Genomic DNA, 20,478 nt, shown 5'->3' on the forward strand with positions numbered 1-20,478 from the left:
GCATCAGTACCGGGCGGCGTAGGGGTAGAGCTGCATCCCGGCCATGGACGCGAGGTCCGTCACGGTGATCCCGCTCTCCGGGTTCAGCGCCTGCACTACACGGCCCCCGCCAAGGTAGATGGCCACGTGGTAGAACCCCGGGGCCGAGCCCCAGACCAGCAGATCCCCAGGCTGCGCTGCGGCAAGCGGCACCTTCACCGGCGCCTGCGCAAACTGCTCGGCGGCGGTGCGGGGCAGGCTCTTGCCGGCCGCGGCGAACGCGTTCTGGACCAGACCGGAACAGTCAAAGCCGTAGGCGCCCGTTCCGCCGTATTGGTAGAAGTAGGGCGCGCCCACCTTGCCCATGGCCGAGGACAGCGCTGTCTGGTTGGAACCGCCGGGGGCCGGGGCCGGGACCGGGGCCACCGGGGCCGGAGGCGGCGGGGCCGGCGCGGGGGCCCGCGGAGGAGCCGGGGACGGCGGGACGGGCGCGGGATCCCGTGGCGCCGGGACGGTCGGCGCCGGCCGCGGCGCGGCTGAGGCCGGCGGTGCGGGCGGCCTGGGCGTCGTGCCGGACGGCCGGCCCGGGGTGGCCGGTGCCGGCTGCGCTGCCCGGGCAGGCTGTCCGGTGGGCGCCGCCTCCCGTGTCAGGGCCGCGAGCCGTGCCTGCTGGCGCTGCCGGTCGAGTGCATCCACCCGCGCTGATTCGAGCGCCACGGTGGTGTTGCGAAGGGTGGCGAGTTGGCCGACCAGGACCGTCCGCTGCGCCGCGGCCTCTGACACTGCTTTCTGCCGGTCCGCGTCGGCGCGTTCGGCGTCGGCCTTGCGGGACTCCGCGGTGCGGGCAGCATCATCGGCGGCGCGGTCGGCCTCGGCGGCGGCATCTTTCGACGACCGGGCGGCGGCAGCGGCGGTCTCTGCTGATTGGAAGGCGCGGGTGCGGCTGGCGGCCACCGCCTCCAGCGTGGCTGCCTGTTGCAGCGCCTCGCCGTTCCCCCCGACCAGGTTGCCGAGCGCCGGCGTCATCCCGCCATTGCGGTAGAGATCACCGGCGAGTTGGCCAATCAGTTTGCGCGCCTTTTTCTGCTCAGACTCGGCGGCGGCGGCCTTGGCTTCCGCCAGCTCGGCGGCATCCCGCCGGATCTGGAGTTCCACCAGGGCATCGATGTAGGCGTTGTTGGCGGCGAGCGAGGTGGCCAGGCCGGCCTCCTTGGCCGCGGAAGCGTCGGCCAGGATCCGGTCGATCCGGTTGACCTGATCCGCCGTCGCGCTTTCGCTGGCCTTCGCCGCGGCGATGTCCGCGGGCGTCGGGAGGTCCGGCGCGGCCGGCATCCTCAGGCCGGGGACCGACTTCGTGGCGGCCGGGGCGGCCTGGGCGGGGATCGCCAACGTTCCGAGCAGTACGACGGCGGTGCACAGGGCGGCGGCCCTGCCGCCGGGTCCGGTCCAACTCATGGAAAAACCTCGTTGCAGTCAGGCTGGCGCGAGCGAGGTCTGAAATTGGCGCGTGAAAAAGCCCCTCTGCGGATCGCCCAGCAGGGAAGAGGCTACGTGCCAAATACCACTTTGGCAACAAGAGTCACATCAATAACATAAACAACAACAATGTCATTTGGGCACATTCGCAGGGGCGTGTCGAGCATTGCAGCGGGTGCCGGGGCGGGCAGATGTACCCGTACACCGCTGCGCCGGCCGGTCAGGCGTGCTGGTGCGCTTCGTGTTCCGCATGGGTGGCCGGTTCGAGCTGGAAGGTGCAATGTTCGGTGTCGAAGTGCGAGCCAAGGCAGGTGACCAGTTTGTCCAGCACCCTGTCGGCGCCGCGGGCGCCCAGCGCAGCGTCCTCCACGACCACGTGGGCAGAGAAGACCGGCACCCCTGAGGTGATCGTCCAGATGTGGATGTCGTGGACGGACACCACGCCGTCGACGGCCAGGATGTGTTCGCGGATCATCTGGACGTCCACGCCCTTGGGAGTGGCTTCGAGGAGCACGTCCACGACGTCCCGGAGCAGGTGCCACGCCCGGGGCAGGATCATCAGCGCGATCAGGATCGAGGCGATGGTGTCAGCGGCTTGGTAGCCGGTGACCATGATGACGATGGCCGCGACTATGACGGCGAAGGAGCCCAACAGGTCGCCCAGGACTTCCAGGTACGCTCCGCGGACGTTGAGGCTTTCCTTCTGTGCGCCGCGGAGGATCATCAGCGAGACCAGGTTGGCGACCGCGCCCAGGACGGCGGCGAACAGCATAACGTCGGTGTGGACCTCGGGAGCCGAGCCAAGGCGCCGGATGGCCTCGGTGAAGATGACCACGGAAATGACGATCAGGACCAGCGCGTTGGCCAGCGCGGCCAGGACCTCCGCCCGCTGGTAGCCGTAGGTCCGCGCATCGCTCGCCGGCCGCGCGGCAATCCAGGCCGCCAGCAGCGCGATGAAGACGCCGGCGGCGTCGGAGAGCATGTGCCCGGCGTCGGCGAGCAGGGCCAGCGAACCGGAAACGAGGGCGCCCACGACCTGGATCAGGACCACGGACAGGGTGATGCCCAGCACGGCGATCAGGCGTTTGCGGTGCTTCCCGGTGGCCGTGATCCCGTGTGAGTGGCTGTGGTCGTGTCCCATGATTCCAAGGCTAGTCCCACCGGAGGCGGCTAGCCCCAGCCGAGATCGTGCAGCCGCTCGTCGCTGATGCCGAAGTGGTGTGCGATCTCATGGACCACGGTGACCGTCACTTCCTCGACCACGTCCTCGCGGGAGGCACAGATGTCCAGGATCGGCTGGCGGTAGATGGTGATCCGGTCCGGCAGCGAACCGGCGTCCCACCAGGAATCCCGCTCGGTCAGCGGCACGCCCTCGTAGAGGCCCAGCAGAACCGTGTCCGGGTCCTCGTCCGGTTGGGGGGTGTAGTCGTCCTCGATGAAGACCGCCACGTTGTTCATGGTCTTCGCCAATTCCGGCGGGATCCGGTCCAGGGCGTCGCCCACCGCGGCTTCGAATTCGTCCTCGGACATCGGGAACGGTCCGTGGTGGCGGTCGTGGTTGTGGCCTGCGTCGTCGTTCCCGCTGGGCACGATCGGCAGGCCGGGAGGGAGCGATGCGGGCATACCCGGAACTCTATGCCCTGGCCGGTGCGCTCCGCAGCGGCCGGGAACGGCGCCGGGTCAGCGCGACGCCGGCGAGGCAGATCACGCCGCCCACGAGGCCCCAGATGGTGGGGATCTCGCCCAGCACCAGCCAGGAGATCAGGATGGTGGTCCCGGGCACCAGGTAGGTGGTGGCGGCAAGCCGTCCGGCGTCGATCAGCGAGAGCGCATAGGCCCAGGTGGTGAACGCGATCGCAGTGGGAAAGACGCCCAGGTACACCAGCCCCAGCGTTGCGGGCAGCGGCGCCGCCTGCAGTTCAGCGACGAGCTGGCCGCTAAAGGGCAGGCAGCACACGGCGCCTACCATGATGCCGAACCAGGTGGCCTGGGCCGCGGGGAACTTCCGGAGCACCGGCTTCTGCACGATCACGCTCACCGCCGCGAGGGCGGCCGCGAGCAGGCAGAGCAGCACGCCGGCAACGTCCGCCGTCGAGCGCTGGCCGGAACCGAGGGCAATCACTGCCACGCCGCCGAAGGCCACCAGGCTGCCGATGATCAGCCAGCGCGGGAAGCCTTCCTTCAGGATGATCCCGGCCATCACTGCGACGAGGATGGGGTTGACGTTGATCAGCAGGGCGGCGGTGCCGGCGTCGAGCATGTGTTCGGCGGCGTTCAGGGCAACGTTGTAGCCGCCGAACCACATCACGCCGTAGGCCAGGATGGGCCACCACTCACGGCCACGGGGCAGCACGGCGGTCTTGCGGAACTGCGGCAGTACCACGAGACCCAGCACGACGGCGGCCACGGCAAGCCGTCCCAGGGTCAGCGGTCCGGGGGAGAAGCTGGGGCCGACCGCGCGGATGCCCACGAAGGCCGACGCCCAGAGCACCACGGTGACGACGACGGCGGCGATTCCGAGCCTGCTGATCTGCCCGGGCCGGAGAGTTGCCTGCGCCGCGGCCGGTGGGGCGGCATGCGAGGCCGCTTCATGCGTGCTGTCCGGGTGCGTGCTGTCCGGGTGGGTATTGTCCGGATGTGCGCTGTCCGGGGAGGGGGAGCCTGTCTCGGCTGTTGTTGCCATGCTGCCAATCTAGCCCGTGCGGCGGCCCGGCAGCTGGCGGGAATCGGTCAGGTCTAGTCGGTTTACTGCCAAAATGCAGCCAAGCCCAGCGCCGCGGCCGGCCCGGCGCACCGGCGCAGATTCAGCGGCCCTGATTCACCGGAGCGGGCGGGCGGCGGCCTGGATGGCCGCCGCGACCTCGTCAAGTGCGGCCGATCCGTGCCGCCATTGCTGCCAGTGGAGTGGAACATCCACGTGCGCCGCGGGATCCAGTGCCGTCATCGTGCCGCGCTGCAGTTCCTCCGATACTTCGATTTCGGGGAGCAGCCCCCAGCCCATCCCCCAGCGGATGGCTTCGCCGAACTCGTGGGCGGCCGGAATGTAATGCCGGGGCGGGTTCAGTGCCGTACGGCTTACCGACCGGAGGTATCGGTCCTGTAAATCATCCTTGCGGTCGAAAACAATGACCGGGGCGGCGGCGAGGGTAGCCGCCGAGGCGCCGCCGGAAAACCACCGGGCGGCGAAACCGGGGGTGCAGACCGGCAGGTAGCGCATGACACCCAGCCGACGTGAGGTGCAGCCGGGCGCCGCCTCGGCCGTGGTGGTGATGGCGGCGGCCGCTGCGCCGCTGCGCAGGAGCTCCAGCGAATAGTCCTGGTCCTCCCGGAGAATCTCGAGCTGGACCCTTCCCGCCACCGCGGCCAGTCCGGCCAGCGCCCAGGTATGCAGGGAATCGCTGTTGATCACCAGGGTCAGGCGCGTCCGCCCGTGCGGTTCCTCCGGCCGCAGCTCCTCGGCAAGGTCTGCGGAAAGGAGCTCCAGCTGCCGGGCAAACCGCACCACCGCCTGGCCGGACTCGGTGAGTCCCGCCGGCCGGGCCCGGGTGAGCACGGGACGGCCGACCGCGGCCTCGAGGGCACGGATCCGCTGGCTGATGGCCGAGGGGGTCACGGATAGGTGGGCGGCTGCGGCGTCGAAGCTTCCGTGCGTGACGATGGCAGCCAGCGTCCGGGCCTGCTCGGGGGAGATGTCCATCATTAGCCAATCTTATGTGGCAACAGAAAGATTAGCTGGCTTCATCTTTGCCCGGCGCTTACCGTCGAAGGGTGATCCTTCCCCTGTTTTCCGGCCTCTCCGCCGGCCTGTCGCTCATTGTGGCCATCGGCGCGCAAAATGCCTTCGTCCTCCGACAGGGGATCCAGCGCTCCCATGTGGCCCTGGTGGTGGCGGTCTGTGCCGTTTCGGACCTGGTGCTGATCGTGCTGGGCGTCGCCGGCATCGGCGTCCTCTTGGACCGGGCGCCCGCCGCCCTCGTGGTGATCAAGTGGGCTGGAGCCGCGTTTTTGCTCGTCTACGGAGCGCTCGCGGCCCGGCGCGCGATCGGCGGGGAACAACTGGACCTGCCCGGGGATAAGCCCCCGGGCAGCAGGGCGGCCGTGCTGGCCACCTGCCTGGCTTTCACCTGGCTGAACCCGCACGTCTACCTGGACACCGTCTTGCTGCTCGGGTCGCTCGCGGCCGCCCACGGCGAGTCCGGACGCTGGTGGTTCGCGGCCGGCGCCGGCCTTGGAAGCATTGCGTGGTTCACCGCCCTTGGCGCGGGGGCGCGATTCCTGGCCTCCCTGTTCCGGCGCCGGGCGGCCTGGCGGGTGCTCGACGCCGCAATCGCCGTCGTGATGATTACGCTTGCTGTGTTGTTGCTTGCTTGAGCGCCGCGCCCGCCTGGCCCCGGCCGCTACTCTCCGCGTCCGGACCACTCGAGGAGTCTTTCCACCGGCCAGGTGGTGATGATCCGCTCCGCAGGGACGGCGTTCCGGGCGGCCCGCTCCGCGCCGTATTGCAGGAAGTCCAGCTGGCCCGGAGCGTGCGCGTCGCTGTCGATGCTGAAGAGGCAGCCGGCGTCGAGCGCGAGCTGGATCAGTTCATCCGGGGGGTCCTGGCGCTCCGGCCGTGCGTTGATTTCGACGGCGACGTCGTTCGCCGCGCATGCCGCGAACACCCGCCTCGCGTCAAAGTCCGAGGGCGGCCTCGTCCCGCGGGAGCCGTTCAACAAGCGGCCGGTGCAGTGGCCGAGCACCCTGGTGTGCGGATCCTCGATCCCGGCCAGCATCCGCCGGGTCATGGTCCGGCTGTCCGAGCGGAGCTTCGAGTGCACGCTCGCCAACACGATGTCCAGGCGGTCCAGCAGTTCCGGTGCCTGGTCCAGCGCTCCGTCCTCCAGGATGTCGACCTCGATGCCGGAGAGCAGTCGGACCGGGGGGTGGCCTGCGCCTGCCCCGGGGGCCTGCGCGGCCACGATCCCCGCGATCACCTCCAACTGCTCGGTGAGGCGTTCGGCGCTGAGGCCGTTAGCGATCTTGAGGTTGGGGGAGTGGTCGGTCAAGGCCAGATACTCACGGCCCAGCATCCGGGCCGCGTCCAGCATGGACTCGATCGGCGAGCCGCCGTCGGACCAGTCGCTGTGCGTGTGCAGGTCGCCGCGGAGGTTCGCCAGCAGTTCATGGCCGCCGGCGGCGAGGGGCTCGGCGCCACGTTCCCGCAGGCCCGCGAGGTAGTCGGGGACGCCGCCGTCGACCGCCTGCGCAATCACCTCGAAGGTCCGGTCGCCGATCCCCTTCATCCGTTTCAGCCGGCCGTCCGCCGTCCGTGCGGCCAGTTCCCCGGGGGAGAAGCCTCCGATGAGTTCGGCCGCCTTGCGGAACGCCTGGACCTTGAAGGTGGTGGCGCGTTCGCGTTCGAGCCAGAAAGCGATCTCATTGAGGGCAGCGGTGGCGTCCATCTGACCATCATCCGCACAGCCGCATGGGCCCTGTCCAGAGCTTATTCCCGGGTTGTGGAGTGGATTTTGGAGATTCCGGAAGTTGGCCCTATAGTTTTATAGGTCCAGTTCGGAGGAACCCGAAGGGAACAAAAACGGAAGGCTTCGGCCCTTAATTTTTGCCCTTGTTTCAGTGGGTTTTACCGGATGGCGTCCTGGCCCCCATCGTCTAGCGGCCTAGGACACCGCCCTTTCACGGCGGCGGCACGGGTTCGAATCCCGTTGGGGGTACGCAAGGAACTGGTCAAGCCGGATGAAAAAGTCTGGTAGGCTAAAGGCCTTGAAAAATTGCAGTAGCGATACTGCAGGCAGCAAGAAACAGCAGTAAACAAGCAGTAAAAGCAAGGCCCTGTAGCGCAGTTGGTTAGCGCGCCGCCCTGTCACGGCGGAGGTCGCGGGTTCAAGTCCCGTCAGGGTCGCTCTGATTGCCAGAAGAAATTCCGGCCGTCATGGTGACACGTCACCTAGGCTCTGTAGCTCAGTTGGTAGAGCGTTCGACTGAAAATCGAAAGGTCACCGGATCGACGCCGGTCGGAGCCACCACTGGGAAGCATCAGTTCATAAACGAACTGGTGCTTTTCTTCTTTAACCCACCCGCCGCTCCGTAATGGCCCTATTGCGGCGTGAAACGGCCCCTCTGGAGCAATCGAGGATGCCCGGAAGCTCGGTCCGAACCTGCAGGCACTACGCAGAGGCTACGGATAGACAGGACGCGGCGCAGGGGGTAGACATTGAGCGAACCCATGGCGTAGAGGGGGAGGACGCTCAGTGGAGATCGCCGACAGCTCGGATCTGCAGGAGACGGACACCGTTGGGAAGTGTCCGTGTGCAGGGGCCCGCTTCAACCCCGCTGCCTGCGGCCGCCTCGCCCGGCGCCGTCGGTGCGGCCGCTTCGCCGGGCAAAGGGCGCCCAGATGTTTCTGACTTTTTGGCGGTTTCGCCGCGCCTTGGCACCACGCGCCGCGGCGTTGGCCGCCGGAGCTGCCCTGGTGGTCCTCGCGGCTGCCCTGCAGGTGGCGCTGCCGTGGCCCCTGAAAGTCATTGTCGACGATGTGCTCAAGACCCCGGGCGCTGCGAGCAAGAACGAGTTCCTGCGAACGTTCGGTGCGGCCGGGCTGGAAGGTCAGCAGCTGCTGGTGGTGGCAGTTGCGTGCCTGTTGGTGTTCACCCTGGCGAATGCGGCGGCCAACTATTTTGGGGCGCGGCTGCTCAACGGCGTCGGAGAGCGGGTGATGGCATCCGTCCGCTCCGAGGTGTTCACCCACCTCCAGCGGCTCTCCCTGTCCTTCCACGACAAGCAGAGGCTCGGGGATCTGGTGACGCGGGCGACCACGGATGTCGACTACGTGCGCGCCATGATCATCTCAATGCTGGCTGTCCTGGTACCCAACATCCTCATTCTGGCTTTCATCACGACGATCTGCGTGGTGGTTGATCCGGGCTTCGCCATGATTGCCCTGGCGGTCTCACCGGTGCTGTTCGCTACGGTGCTGATGTACCGCCCCCGCATCAAGGCTGCGTCCCGGGCCGCGCGGAGAAGGGACAGCGACATTGCCTCCACGATGGCGGAGACCTTCTCCTCGGTGCGGGTTATGCAGTCCTCTTCCAGCGAGGCGCGCCATGAGGCCGATTTCCAGCTCCGCAATGCCGCGCGGATGAATGCGGGCCTGAGGCTGGTCCGGTTGCAGGCAGCACTGTCCCCGCTGGTGGATGTCATCGTCACATTCGGCACCGTCGTCGTGCTCTGGGCGGGCGTGCAGCGGGTGCTGGACGGTTCGATGACGCTGGGACTGTTGCTGGTCTTTCTGGCGTACCTCAAAGCCCTTTACGATCCGATGAAGGAACTTTCCAAGCTGACGACGGTCATGAGCCGGGGCCAGGTCAGCGCGGAGCGGCTCCAGGACGTCCTCAGCACCGCCCCAGCAATCACGGACCCGCCCGGTGCCCCGCCGGCGCCGCGGCTGGCGGGCGCGGTGGAGCTGCGAGATGTCGACTTCCACTACGACGATTCCGAGGTGCTGCACAAGATTAACCTCCGTGTGGAGCCGGGCCGGATGATTGCGCTGACCGGGCCCACCGGTGCGGGCAAGTCAACGGTGGTCAGCCTTATTCCGCGGCTCTACGACGTGACGGGCGGCGCTGTTCTCCTCGACGGCGTGGACGTCCGCGAACTGCAGCTGGCCTCGGTACGCCAGCAGATCTCGATGGTCCTGCAGGAATCCATCCTGTTTCACGGCACCATCTACGACAACATCGCCTACGGATCGGACAACGTCACTCCGGAACAGGTTTTCGCCGCAGCCCACGCCGCGCATGTCGATGAATTCGTTGATCAGCTGCCGTTGGGCTATGACACCCCGGTTGCCGAGCGGGGCGTCAGCCTCTCCGGCGGACAACGCCAGCGGATCGCGATCGCCCGGGCCCTGGTCCGCGATACACCGATCGTCATCCTCGATGAACCCACCTCCGGCCTGGACGCCATCTCCGAACAATACGTGATGGAGGGAATGGACCGGCTGATGGCCGGGCGGACTGTCATCGTGATTGCGCACCGCCTCTCCACTCTCCGGCGCGCGGACAAGATCTACGTGCTGGACCACGGGCGGATTGTGGAAAGCGGTAACCACCGGCAACTCCTCGCCGCCGGCGGTCTGTACAGCCGGCTCGACGGGCTGCAGGGGGCCCAAGATCCTCCAGCCTTGCCGCTGCCTGCGCGGGGCGCGATCCGCGAGGGAACGCCGGCGAGGCCCGCGACCTCGGGAGCGCTCCCCTGGCGGATCGGAAGGGAGGGCGCGCTGGAGGTGCTGTTGGTCCACCGGCGCCGTCATCAGGACTGGTCCATCCCCAAGGGAAAAGCCCAACCGGGCGAGACGGACCAGGAATGTGCGCTGCGGGAAGTGGGCGAGGAGACGGGTCTCGTCTGCCGGGCCGGTGCGGAGCTGCCGCAGGTGACCTATCTGGACCGCCGCCGGCGCCTCAAGACGGTGCGCTACTGGGCCGCGGAGGCCCAGGGCGGCATCTTCTCGGCCAACGATGAAGTGGACGAGGCCCGCTGGTTCAGCATTCCGGCGGCGCTGCGCACGCTGAGCGAACCACGCGAACGGCCCGTGCTTCTCGCACTGGGCGGCGTCCTGGAGCGGGAACTTGGGATCCGTGCGGTGCCGGCCCGGGACAGGATGCTGCTGCTTATCCGCGGGGCCACGGCAACACCCCGCCAGCTGTGGGACCACTCCGAAATCACCCGGCCGCTGGCCCACGAAGGACGCACGACAGCCCGCTCCCTCGAAGGACTCGGCTCGTTCTTCGAAATAAACCGGATCCTCTCCGCGCCGGCCGCCCGGTGTATCGGCACTGTTGAGCCGCTGGCACGCCGTGCATCCCTGACGGTGGAAGTGGCCAGTGATCTTTCCGATGGCCGCATCGAACGGGCGATGCGGCTCGTCGACAATGCCCGCGGCACGGGGACCGTGCTGTGCACGCATGAGGATGTCATCGCCTCGGTCCTGGACCGCCTGGCCGCGCGCGACCGGACAACCCTCGACAGCCGCGCCGGCCGCCGGCGCGGCTCGGTCTGGGCCCTGACCGGGGACACGTCACGCTACACCGGCGCGTATTATCTCCCCATGCCCGAGGCGGTCCGCCTGCCCGAACAGCGCGCGACCAACAATTCGCTGTCCAACGCTGCGCGGGACGATAATTCCCTCGCCCGACACGGGCGCCGTGACCAGGGTTGGGGACACGCCGGCACTCCCGGCTAGACTCGCACGCTGGGGAAGAACGCCATCGCTGCGGACAGTCCCTGGACGGATCCGCGGCGCACGCCCGACCAGAAGAGTGATTTTGACGAAAACTGCACGCCCGCTGACCGTGACCGCCCTCCTCGCCGCCCTGGCGCTAACCGCCTGCTCTGCGCCGGAAGCCGCGGCCCCGCCGTCGTCGTCGGCCCCCGCACCGTCCGCCTCCGCGACGCCCAGCCCCACCAAGTCCTCCGGCCCCTATGGCGACTTCCCGACGGCGGCCGAGGCCTGCAAGACGATTTCGGAGCAGGCCACGGGCGCCTCGCTGTTCCCGCTCTCGGCGGCACAGGGCAAAACCGCCGAACTTGAGCAGCTCAAGGCCGAACTCAGCCGCACGGCCGAACGCGTCCCGGACAGCCTCAAGGCCGACTTCGCCAAACTCAACGAGGTCGCCGTCGCGGGCCTGAGCGACCAGACCGTCTATTCCAGCGGCAAGTTCCAGGACGCCATGGCTCCCGTGACCGGTTGGATTGCCGCCAACTGCAAGTAGCTCCTCGGGCACATGGCTCCCGGGTCCGAAGCGGCCCGGAAATCCAGGCGATGTGGCCCCACCGTCGGCCCTAAGGGCTAGGGTGGTGTCAAAGAGAAGGGGGAGTGCCAGATGGAGTACCAGAATCCTCAGTCCGCGGATCCCGGGGTGGGTCTGCCGGCGGCGGCCCGTGCCGCGACCGGCCGCACCGTGATTTCCGAAGCCGCTGTCGCCAAGGTTGCCGGCATCGCCGCCCGCGCCGTTCCCGGCGTGTATTCCCTGGGCACCGGGCCTTCCCGCGCCCTGGGCGCCATCCGCGACGCGGTCGGCAGTTCGGACCACGCTGCCGGGGTGCGCGCCGAGGTCGGCGAGACCCAGGTGGCCGTGGACATTGACCTCGTGGCGCTCTACGGCACCCCGCTGCATGCCCTGGCGGACCAAATCCGGGCGGCTGTCTATGCCGCCGTGGAGGAACTCGTCGGCCTCCAGGTCATTGAAGTCAATATCGAGATCCATGACGTCTTCGTCCCCGGTCCGCCCAAGCCCGCGGCCTCCGGCGAGGCACGACCCACGAGGGAGGCCCTGCAGTGAACCTGACCGTAGTCGGCATTGCGGCCGGCGCTTTCCTGGCTTTCATGTCCTTCACGTTCGGGGCCTGGGGCTTCCTCGGCTCCCTGCTCTTCATGGCCGTCGGAGCCCTGCTGGGCCGTGCGGCGGAAGGGAAACTGGACCTGCGCAGCGTCGTCGATGCCCTCACGGGCCGGCGTTCCTCCTCATGAGTTCCACCGCCGGACGGCTGCTGGCCGGACACAACCGGATCAGCACCCAGGCCCTCACGAGCGTGGCGCGGGCCGCAACTGCGGAGGCGCTCGGTGTGCCGCCGCAGGACGTCCGGGCCGACTGGGCCGACGACGACGGCCTGCTGGCCCTGTCCCTCGTCACGCCTATCGCCGTCCCGTCGCTCACCGCGGTGCTCCGGGACCCGGCCCGCGTGGCATCCTTCGGCGGCCCCATCTGGGACCGCGCGGTGGCCGCGAAGGCGGAGATTCTGCGCCGCGTGACGGAGCTCAGCGGTGCGCAGCTGAGCCGGGTGGACATCCGCATCAGCGGGGCCAGCGTCAGTGACGGAGGGCGGGTCCGGTGAGCCAGGCCGCCGAACGCCCCTACGGCGGCGCCGGGTCCCCGGAGGCCGCTGCCACGGGCACCCACCCAGCCGGATCCGGTCCCGCCGCGAGTCCCGGGGCAGACTCAGGCGACGCCGTAACCGAGCGGGTCCTGGCCCGCGAGACCAGCTCGTCCCGGGCGTCCGCCGCCGTCATCGCGGCAGTCCTGGTGATCGGGCTGTGCGTCTACGCCCTGCTGGAAACGGCGGTGCGGGCCGTTGGGCAGCCGCCGTGGCTGATCGATCCGCAGACCGCCGCCGAGAAAGTCATCGCCCTCCCGGCCGGAGTCCCGCCGCTCCTGCTCGGCGTCGTCGGCGCGGTGCTGTTCGCGGCCGGGCTCTTTTTCTTCCTCAACGCGGTGTTGCCCGGACGGCGGGCCCGGCACGTGCTCGCCGACGCACGGGCCGCCGTCGTGGTCGATGACGAGGTGATCGCCTCGGCGCTGGCGCGGCGCGCCCGGCTCGCCGCCAACGTGACGCAGGAGCAGGTGATGGTGGTGGTGTCCCGGCGGCAGGTGCTGGTCAACGTCCGGCCCACCTCCGGTGTGCCGCTCCGCGCAACGGACGTCCAGTCCGCCGTGGAGGCGGAGCTCCGAGACATGGCGCTCTCGCCCCTGCCGGAGGTCCGGGTCAACCTGGCCTCCTCGGGGGTGATCGGCGCGTGAACGGTACCCCGCGGATCCTCAACCGGATCCTGATCGGCATCCTCGGCGCCAAGCTCCTGGTCATCGGGGCCCTGCTGATCCTGCTGGCCACCGTCCCCGCCGTCGGCCGCTGGTGGCAGTACTGGTCGGCGGGGGTATGGGCCGGCGCCCGCGGACTCTTCGACCGCACCCGCTTCCCCGGGGGGACCGAGAGCTGGCTGTGGATCGTCATAGTGGTCCTGCTGCTGCTCGTCATCGGGGTCATGGTGGCCTGGCTGGCGCAACAGGGCAAAGGCCGCGCGAACCTGCTCGTCGCCGAGGACGACGCCGGCGAAGTGCCCGGCAATGTCCGGATCGGCGGCGGTGTGGCGGAACAGGCCCTAAGGGCGGCACTGGCCGACCGGCCTGACCTGGCAGGCGCCACGGTGGCCACCTACGAGTTTGCCGGCGAGCCGGCCCTGCGGATCCGGGTACAACCGCGCCAGGGCGTCGCCCCGCACATCCTGGCTGCGGAGGTCTCGGCCCTGGTGGAGGCACTGGATGCCGTGATCGGGAAGCGCACACCCGTGCTGATTCACATCGGCTCCGGCGCTCGGTCCAGGTTCGGCCGCGCCGAACGCGTCCGCTGAGCCGACGCCGGGCTTCGGCCGGCTGACGGTGAGGTCTTGGACACATTTGCCCCACCGGAAACGCAGGCCCCAGCCCGATGGCAACCCCGCACCGCCGCGGCAACGCGCGGAATGACCGCCGCCGCAGGCGGTCTCCATTGCGTAAAGGTTTAATGTAAACGCTTGCATTCCTCACCGCCGGGTCGCTAGTGTGATGGTCACCACACCAACTGCACCACCGGTCCAGCCGGTACTCAGCGAGGAGCACCTGTATGAAATCCCGTAATTACCTACTTCCCGTAGCCGCGGCCGGTGTCTTGGCCCTCTCCCTCTCGGCCTGTGCTGGCGGGGGAGGCGGCGGTGGCACCACGGGCGGTGGCGGCGGCGGCGACGCGGCAGCCAACCTGGACGGGCGCGGCCCCATCACCTACGTGCAGGGCAAGGACAACAGCAACGTGGTCCGGCCGCTGATCGAAAAGTGGAACGCCGCGCACCCGAACGAGAAGGTGACGTTCAAGGAGCAGACCGACCAGGCCGACCAGCAGCACGATGACCTCGTCCAGAACTTCCAGGCCAAGAACGCCAACTACGACGTTGTCAGCGTTGACGTCGTCTGGACCGCCGAATTCGCGGCGAAGGGCTGGCTGCAGCCGCTCAAGGACAAGATGGCACTCGACACCGCCGGAATGCTGAAGCCAACCCTCGACGCCGCGTCCTACAAGGGCACCCTGTACGCCGCGCCGGAGTCTTCCGACGGCGGCATCCTGTACTACCGCAAGGACCTGGTTCCCACGCCGCCCAAGACCTGGGACGAAATGATGGGCATGTGCTCGATCGCCAAGGCCAAGAACATGGGTTGCTACGCTGGCCAGTTCTCGAAGTACGAGGGCCTCACGGTGAACGCCTCCGAGGCGATCAACTCCTTCGGCGGTTCCGTGCTGGACAAGGACGGCAAGCCGAGCCTGAACACGGAGGAAGCCAAGACCGGCCTCAGCAACCTCGCCAAGGCCTACGCTGACGGCAACATTCCGAAGGAAGCCATCACGTACAAGGAAGAGGAATCCCGCCAGGCCTTCCAGGACGGCAAGCTCCTGTTCCTGCGCAACTGGCCGTACGTCTACAACCTGGCCACCACCGAAGGATCTTCCAAGGTCAAGAACGTGCTGGGCATGACCGCACTCCCGGGCAAGGACGGCCCCGGCGCCTCCTCGCTCGGCGGCCACAGCGCCGGCATGAGCGTCTACTCCAAGAACAAGGCCACCGCGCTGGACTTCCTGAAGTTCCTCACCACGGAAGAAACGCAGAAGTTCTTCGCCACGCAGGGTTCGCTGGCTCCGGTGCTGACCAAGCTCTACGACGACAAGGAACTGGTTGCGAAGCTGCCGTACCTGCCGGTGCTGAAGACCTCGATTGAGAACGCCGTCCCGCGTCCGGTGACCCCGTTCTACCCGGCCGTTACCAAGGCCATCCAGGACAACGCATACCCGGCCATCAAGGGCGAGAAGGCAGTGGACGCAGCGCTGTCGGACATGCAGAAGTCCATCGAAACCCAGTCAAAGTAGTCCAAAATGGCAACTGAATTGGGCCCGACGCCGGTTAAGAAGCCGGCGTCGGGCGGGACCGAGCTCCACCACGCACCCAAGGGGGTGGGGGAGGACAACGTGATCGCCAGCCAGGGCAGGTGGGCGTCCTGGCTGCTTGCCCCCACCATCATCGCGCTGGCTGTCGTTATCGTTTACCCGATTATCAGCGCCATCGTGATGTCCTTCCAGGCCGACGCCGGCCTGGATCCGGCCACCGGCCTCTTCACCGAGGGCGGCCCAGCCGGCTTCTCGAACTATGTCAACTGGATCGCCCAGCAGTGCACGTCGCCCGACGGCGGCACAGTCGCCTGCCCGCCGGGGACCCTGGGTTCCCAGTTCTGGTCCGCGACCGCCACGACGTTCTTCTTTACCGTTGTGACCGTGGCCCTGGAGACCGTGCTCGGCTTCTGGATGGCCATGATCATGGCCCGCACCTTCAAGGGACGCAGCCTGGTCCGCGCCGCAGTGCTGGTGCCGTGGGCCATCCCCACCGCCGTCACTGCCAAGCTGTGGCTGTTCATCTTCGCGTTTGAGGGCATCGCCAACAAGCTCTTCAACACGACCATCCTGTGGACCGGCAGCGAGTGGCCGGCCAAGTGGGCGGTCATCATCGCCGACGTCTGGAAAACGACGCCGTTCATGGCGCTGCTGATCCTGGCCGGCCTGCAGATGATTCCTGCCGAGGTGTACGAGGCAGCCAAGGTTGACGGCGCTTCGGCCTGGCAGCGGTTCCGGATGATCACCCTGCCGCTGGTGAAGCCGGCGCTCATGGTGGCCATCCTCTTCCGCACCCTCGACGCGCTGCGCATGTTCGACCTGCCGTACATCCTGACCGGCGGGGCCAACAACACCACCACGCTGTCCATCCTGGTGATCAACCAGATCAGGCAGGGCTTCAACGTGGCGGCGGCACTGTCCACCATTACGTTCATCATCATTTTCCTTGTCGCCTTCATCTTCGTGCGCTTCCTTGGCGCGAACGTGGTGGAGCAGCAGACCGGCGCTAGTAAGGGGAAGAAATGACCACCGCCGCGACCGAGCTGCGCGCGCAGCAGGACCGGGGGCGCAAGGTCGCCCAGAACCGGGAAAAGTGGGCCCAGGGCCGGACCTACATCAGTGCCCTGGTGATCCTCATCTGGTGCCTCGCCCCGGCCTACTGGATGGTGGTGACCGCCTTCCGCGACGTCGGGTTCACCTACGACACCTCGATCCTGCCGACGCACGTCACGCTGGACAACTTCAACACCGCGTTCGATACGTCCTTCGGGAACCACTTCGGCCAGGCGCTGCTGAACAGTGTGTTCATCGGCGTCGTGGTGACCGTGGTCTCGCTGCTGATCGGCGTCTTCGCGGCCTACGCCCTGGCCCGGTTGAACTTCCGGTTCAAGTTCCTTGTGCTGGGCTTCATCCTGGGGGCCTCGATGTTCCCGGGCGTCGCCCTCATCACCCCGCTGTTCCAGCTGTTCACCAACATCGGCTGGATGGGTACCTACCAGGCCCTGATCATCCCGAACATCTCGTTCGTGCTGCCGCTGACCGTCTACACGATGACGTCGTTCTTCCGCGAAATGCCGTGGGAGCTCGAGGAATCGGCGCGGGTGGACGGCTGCACGCAGGGCCAGGCCTTCCGGAAGGTGATCATGCCGCTCGCGGCTCCCGCCATCTTCACCACGGCCATCCTGGCGTTCATCTCCTCGTGGAATGAATTCCTGATCGCCAGCCAGCTTTCGTCCGACGCGACCCAGCCGGTCACCGTCGCCATCGCGAGCTTCGCCGGCGCACAGCCCAACCAGATCCCCTACACGGCGATCATGGCGGCTGGCACCATCGTGACCATCCCGCTCGTGGTCCTGGTGCTGGTGTTCCAGCGCAAGATCGTGGCCGGGCTGACGGCCGGCGCCGTCAAATGACGGTTTCCTGATGGCGGATTACTGATGGCACGCGGACAGAACCAGGGTGAAATCCACCCCACGCACCGCAGGGTGCGTTCGGGCGAGGACTTCGACATCATCATCGGGTTCCTGGGCTTCTGGGCGCTGGTCCTGCTGGCGGTCACCGTCTGGATGGAGGTGACCGCCCAGCCGGCCGTCGGCTGGGCGCTCGGGCTGCTGGCGACGCTGCTGGCCCTGTACGGAATGATCCGGCTCCGGCGGCGTTTGCCCGGCCGGACGGCCACCCGGCGGCGCTGAGGGCGCGCGCTGGGGCGGATCGGAAACTAGGAAGGACCGGCGCCGTGGGGGCGGCACGCTAGCCGCGCTTCTGCGGGTAGCCGACAAGGGGATACGGTGGCACGGACAACAGACAGGGCGCAACGCGGCGGCCACTCCGGCGTCAGCATCGAGGATGTGGCGGCCGCCGCGGGCGTCTCCACCGCCACCGTCTCCCGGGCCGTCCGGGGGCTGCCCAGGGTCTCTCCCGCGACCCGGGAAAAGATCCTCGAAATCGCCGAGGCCCTGGGCTACGTGGCCTCCTCCTCGGCGTCGGGCCTGGCCACCGGCCGCACCCGGACCATCGGGGTGCTGGCCCCGTTCGTGAGCCGCTGGTTCTTTTCCAAGGCCATTGAAGGCGCGGACCGGGAGCTGCACGGCCGCCAGTACAACCTCTCGCTCTTCAACCTGGGCGGTCACGGGAGCCACCGCGAGCGGCTGTTCAGCAAGACCATGGTCTACAAGCAGATCGATGCGCTCCTGGTCCTCTGCATGGCCCTGAGCCGCGAGGAACTCGAGCACCTTCAAAAAATCGACATCCCGCTCGTCGTGGTGGGCGGCCACGTCGAGGGCTGCGCCTACATCGGGATCGACGACTACGAGGCCGCCTCCACCGCGGTGCGCCACCTCATCGGCCTGGGCCACAAGGACATCGCGCTGCTGCACGGCGACGACGAAACAGACCTGAACTTCGACGTTCCGCGGGTACGCATCAAGGCGTTCCAGGATGTGATGGCCCAGTCCGGGCTGGACGTCCGGCCCGAATGGGACGAGTGGGGCGACTTTACCGTCCGCAGCGGCCAGGACGCGTTCAAGCGGCTCTGGGACCGGCCCGGACCGAAGCCCACCGCGATCTTCTGCGCCTCGGACGAGATGGCCATGGGGGTCCTGTTCGAAGCCCGCCGGGCGGGCGTCCGGATACCGGAGGACCTGTCCGTGGTGGGGATCGATGACCACGAATTCTCCGCCGCCGTCGGCCTCACCACGGTCGGCCAGCGCCCCGACGAGCAGGCCGAGCTGGGTACCAAGATGCTGCTCGATGAGCTCGACGGGATTGCCGGGGCCGTGCGTTCCACGGTGGCTCCGCACCGACTGATCGTGCGGGACACGACGGCGGCCCCGTTGCTTGCCGTGCCGCTCGCCCCGGCTTCCGGCCAGGGATCCCGGCGGGTTTAGGCGGCGGGACCAGGCTTCGGCGCCGGCGGTACGGGCTCAGGAGGCGCGGGCGGTACGGGCTCAGGAGGCGCGGGCCAGCTGCCGGATCGGAATCCAGCGGGATGCAAGACGCCGGTAGGCGGCCGCCGCTCCGGTCATGTCACCCTCGGCAAGGCACTCGATCCCCAGCCGCACGTCCATCGGGGACTCGTCCGGGTAGACCTTGTCCGCCACCGCGCCGTAATCAAGCTCCACGACCGACTCGGGGTGGAAGAGTTCGAGCCACTCGGTGAGCTGGGTCAGGTCCTCCAGCATGTCCAGGTCCGGGGCAGCGAGGGCAAGATGCGCGACGGCATGCCGGACCCGTTCCAGTGCGGCGGCGATCGTTGCCCGGATGCGCACGGTGACGATCCGGCCGTCGGACTCCACCACGTCCGTGGGATCGGATTCCTGGAAGAGGCAGAACCAGCTGAACGGAATGCCCCAGGTCGACGCGCGGGTGTGCACCCGGCCAAGCCCCTCGCGCGCCTTCACCTGGTCGATGCGTTCCTGGTGCCGGTCCCGCTGCTCCTCGGGGATCAGCAGCTGCGCCAGCGGGCCGTGGATCCCCTCCATCAACGCGTTGGCGGCCAGACCGGCGCGGAGCACCAGCTGGCTTGGGCAGTACAGCAGCCTGGCCGGCAGGACTTCGCCGTCGCCGATTTCCTCCCCCTTGCCGGCAGCGTCGTTGCGGGCGGCGGCGGAACCGCTGACGGCCAGCACACGCACCAGGTCGGTCTGTCCGGTGGGGAAGGGATCCCCGCCGGGGCGGGTGATGCGGCCCAGGGAGGCCAGCAGCTCGGCGTTCTCCACCGCGGCGCGGGACTCCGCGCGGGCACCGGCGGTCCGCAGGGCCGCCTGTTGCTCGGCCGGGAAGGCCTCCAGCGGCTCGTAGACCCGGAGCGTGGAGGAGAACGGCAATCCGGCCTGGCCACGGTAGAGGTTGCCCGTCATCGCGGGCCTGCGCTTCCCTGGCGGGCGTCCATCAGTCGGCCAGCTCCACGATGACCGGGGCGTGGTCCGAGGCGCCCTTGCCCTTGCGCTCCTCGCGGTCGATCGAGGCCCCCGAGACCCGGGCAGCCAGCGCGGGGGAGGCGAGGACGAAGTCGATCCGCATCCCCTCCTTCTTCGGGAAACGCAGCTGGGTGTAGTCCCAGTACGTGTACACGCCCGGCCCGGGCGCGTGCGGGCGGACGACGTCGGTGAACCCGGCGTCTTTGAAGGCGTGGAAGGCCGCGCGTTCCGGTTCGCTCACATGCGTCAGGCCCTCGGCGCGGAAGTAGTCGATGTCCCACACGTCCTCGTCCCGCGGGGCGATGTTCCAGTCACCCATCAGCGCGATCTGCGCCTCCGGGTCGGCCCGGACCCAGCCCTCGGCGTGGGCGCGGAGCGTGTCCAGCCAGCTGAGCTTGTACGGCATGTGCTCATCATCGAGCGCCCGCCCGTTGGGGACATAGAGGCTCCAGACCCGGATCCCGCCGCAGGTCGCACCGATCGCGCGGGCTTCCTGCACCTCGTCCTTGCCGCCCTTGCCAAAGACGGGCTGGTTCATGAAGGTGCGCTCGACGTCGTCGAGCCCCACCCGAGAGGCGATGGCCACCCCGTTCCACTGGCTCAGGCCGAAGTGCGCGACCTCGTAGCCCATCCGCTCGAACAATTCCCAGGGAAAGTTGTCGTCCTTGCACTTGGTTTCCTGGATGGCCAGGACGTCACAGTCGGTGCGCTGCAGCCAGGCCTCAACGCGGTCGGCACGGGCACGGAGCGAGTTCACATTCCAGGTAGCAATCTTCACAGTTCCTAACTTACCGTTCCTTGGCCGGGCGGCGGTGCGGCAAGTACGCGCCGGACAGGGCAGGCCGCTGCGGCCGGGCACTCTGGA

21 protein-coding genes and 3 tRNA genes are annotated in these 20,478 nt (G+C 68.3%); 16 read left to right on the top strand and 8 right to left on the bottom strand.

The window, feature by feature from the left end; all coding sequences use genetic code 11:
- Positions 1-3: 3 nt before the first annotated feature.
- The 5 genes from AC1DH3_RS07320 to AC1DH3_RS07340 all read right to left on the bottom strand — a co-directional run bounded on the left by AC1DH3_RS07320 (position 4) and on the right by AC1DH3_RS07340 (position 5,155).
- Positions 4-1,434, bottom strand: coding sequence for a C40 family peptidase (locus AC1DH3_RS07320; RefSeq protein ID WP_476908943.1), 1,431 nt, complete (start codon positions 1,432-1,434; stop codon positions 4-6).
- A 241-nt stretch (positions 1,435-1,675) separates the two neighbouring features.
- Entirely contained in the window at positions 1,676-2,596 is a 921-nt protein-coding gene (locus tag AC1DH3_RS07325; RefSeq protein ID WP_441417991.1) for a cation diffusion facilitator family transporter, read from the bottom strand.
- 29 nt (positions 2,597-2,625) lie between these two features.
- Positions 2,626-3,078 carry a metallopeptidase family protein gene (locus AC1DH3_RS07330; protein ID WP_476908944.1) on the bottom strand — a complete coding sequence of 151 codons (453 nt, stop codon included), beginning with the start codon at positions 3,076-3,078 and terminating at the stop codon, positions 2,626-2,628.
- A 10-nt stretch (positions 3,079-3,088) separates the two neighbouring features.
- Positions 3,089-4,138 (bottom strand): DMT family transporter, encoded by a 1,050-nt coding sequence (locus AC1DH3_RS07335; protein WP_476908945.1) that lies wholly within the window; start codon positions 4,136-4,138, stop codon positions 3,089-3,091.
- Positions 4,139-4,273: 135 nt separating this feature from the next.
- Positions 4,274-5,155 carry an ArgP/LysG family DNA-binding transcriptional regulator gene (locus AC1DH3_RS07340; protein ID WP_476908946.1) on the bottom strand — a complete coding sequence of 294 codons (882 nt, stop codon included), beginning with the start codon at positions 5,153-5,155 and terminating at the stop codon, positions 4,274-4,276.
- A 68-nt stretch (positions 5,156-5,223) separates the two neighbouring features.
- Between AC1DH3_RS07340 and AC1DH3_RS07345 the strand changes: the two genes are divergently transcribed.
- Positions 5,224-5,826 carry a LysE/ArgO family amino acid transporter gene (locus AC1DH3_RS07345; RefSeq protein WP_476908947.1) on the top strand — a complete coding sequence of 201 codons (603 nt, stop codon included), beginning with the start codon at positions 5,224-5,226 and terminating at the stop codon, positions 5,824-5,826.
- A gap of 26 nt (positions 5,827-5,852) precedes the next feature.
- On the opposite strand, the gene AC1DH3_RS07350 is transcribed toward AC1DH3_RS07345, so the two are convergent.
- Entirely contained in the window at positions 5,853-6,896 is a 1,044-nt protein-coding gene (locus AC1DH3_RS07350; RefSeq protein WP_476908948.1) for a PHP domain-containing protein, read from the bottom strand.
- A gap of 197 nt (positions 6,897-7,093) precedes the next feature.
- Here AC1DH3_RS07350 and AC1DH3_RS07355 point away from each other — a divergent pair.
- The 15 genes from AC1DH3_RS07355 to AC1DH3_RS07425 all read left to right on the top strand — a co-directional run bounded on the left by AC1DH3_RS07355 (position 7,094) and on the right by AC1DH3_RS07425 (position 18,581).
- Positions 7,094-7,166, top strand: a tRNA-Glu gene (locus tag AC1DH3_RS07355).
- A gap of 114 nt (positions 7,167-7,280) precedes the next feature.
- Positions 7,281-7,354: transfer RNA gene (locus AC1DH3_RS07360), tRNA-Asp, on the top strand.
- 48 nt (positions 7,355-7,402) lie between these two features.
- Positions 7,403-7,478, top strand: a tRNA-Phe gene (locus AC1DH3_RS07365).
- Between the two features lie 371 nt (positions 7,479-7,849).
- Positions 7,850-10,693, top strand: coding sequence for an ABC transporter transmembrane domain-containing protein (locus AC1DH3_RS07370; protein ID WP_476908949.1), 2,844 nt, complete (start codon positions 7,850-7,852; stop codon positions 10,691-10,693).
- Positions 10,694-10,769: 76 nt separating this feature from the next.
- Positions 10,770-11,222: a hypothetical protein gene (locus AC1DH3_RS07375; RefSeq protein ID WP_476908950.1), complete on the top strand. Its 453-nt coding sequence runs from the start codon at positions 10,770-10,772 to the stop codon at positions 11,220-11,222.
- A 111-nt stretch (positions 11,223-11,333) separates the two neighbouring features.
- Positions 11,334-11,792 (top strand): Asp23/Gls24 family envelope stress response protein, encoded by a 459-nt coding sequence (locus AC1DH3_RS07380; protein WP_441417980.1) that lies wholly within the window; start codon positions 11,334-11,336, stop codon positions 11,790-11,792.
- Positions 11,789-11,980: a hypothetical protein gene (locus tag AC1DH3_RS07385; protein ID WP_441417979.1), complete on the top strand. Its 192-nt coding sequence runs from the start codon at positions 11,789-11,791 to the stop codon at positions 11,978-11,980. Before AC1DH3_RS07380 ends, AC1DH3_RS07385 begins: the two co-directional genes overlap by 4 nt.
- Positions 11,977-12,345 carry a hypothetical protein gene (locus tag AC1DH3_RS07390; RefSeq protein ID WP_441417978.1) on the top strand — a complete coding sequence of 123 codons (369 nt, stop codon included), beginning with the start codon at positions 11,977-11,979 and terminating at the stop codon, positions 12,343-12,345. Before AC1DH3_RS07385 ends, AC1DH3_RS07390 begins: the two co-directional genes overlap by 4 nt.
- On the top strand, positions 12,342-13,028 hold the full coding sequence (locus AC1DH3_RS07395) for a hypothetical protein (RefSeq protein ID WP_441417977.1): 687 nt from the start codon (positions 12,342-12,344) through the stop codon (positions 13,026-13,028). The genes AC1DH3_RS07390 and AC1DH3_RS07395 overlap by 4 nt, the downstream gene beginning before the upstream one ends.
- Positions 13,025-13,636 (top strand): hypothetical protein, encoded by a 612-nt coding sequence (locus AC1DH3_RS07400; RefSeq protein ID WP_441417976.1) that lies wholly within the window; start codon positions 13,025-13,027, stop codon positions 13,634-13,636. Before AC1DH3_RS07395 ends, AC1DH3_RS07400 begins: the two co-directional genes overlap by 4 nt.
- Before the next feature lie 251 nt (positions 13,637-13,887).
- A complete protein-coding gene (locus tag AC1DH3_RS07405) occupies positions 13,888-15,177 on the top strand; it encodes an ABC transporter substrate-binding protein (protein ID WP_441417975.1) in 1,290 nt (429 codons plus the stop codon).
- Between the two features lie 6 nt (positions 15,178-15,183).
- A complete protein-coding gene (locus AC1DH3_RS07410; protein WP_441417974.1) occupies positions 15,184-16,221 on the top strand; it encodes a carbohydrate ABC transporter permease in 1,038 nt (345 codons plus the stop codon).
- The gene (locus tag AC1DH3_RS07415) at positions 16,218-17,108 is read left to right on the top strand and encodes a carbohydrate ABC transporter permease (RefSeq protein ID WP_441417973.1); all 891 of its coding nucleotides are present in this window, start codon (positions 16,218-16,220) and stop codon (positions 17,106-17,108) included. The genes AC1DH3_RS07410 and AC1DH3_RS07415 overlap by 4 nt, the downstream gene beginning before the upstream one ends.
- A 24-nt stretch (positions 17,109-17,132) precedes the next feature.
- The gene (locus AC1DH3_RS07420) at positions 17,133-17,387 is read left to right on the top strand and encodes a hypothetical protein (protein ID WP_441417972.1); all 255 of its coding nucleotides are present in this window, start codon (positions 17,133-17,135) and stop codon (positions 17,385-17,387) included.
- A gap of 96 nt (positions 17,388-17,483) precedes the next feature.
- A complete protein-coding gene (locus tag AC1DH3_RS07425; RefSeq protein ID WP_441417971.1) occupies positions 17,484-18,581 on the top strand; it encodes a LacI family DNA-binding transcriptional regulator in 1,098 nt (365 codons plus the stop codon).
- 60 nt (positions 18,582-18,641) lie between these two features.
- Here the strand turns inward: AC1DH3_RS07425 and AC1DH3_RS07430 are convergent, their stop codons facing one another.
- Complete coding sequence (locus AC1DH3_RS07430; RefSeq protein ID WP_441417970.1) at positions 18,642-19,553, bottom strand: DUF8083 family protein; 912 nt, start codon at positions 19,551-19,553, stop codon at positions 18,642-18,644.
- A gap of 31 nt (positions 19,554-19,584) precedes the next feature.
- A complete protein-coding gene (locus AC1DH3_RS07435) occupies positions 19,585-20,391 on the bottom strand; it encodes an exodeoxyribonuclease III (protein ID WP_476908951.1) in 807 nt (268 codons plus the stop codon).
- Positions 20,392-20,478: the final 87 nt, after the last annotated feature.

It is taken from the genome of Arthrobacter sp. 05L428, assembly GCF_056397665.1.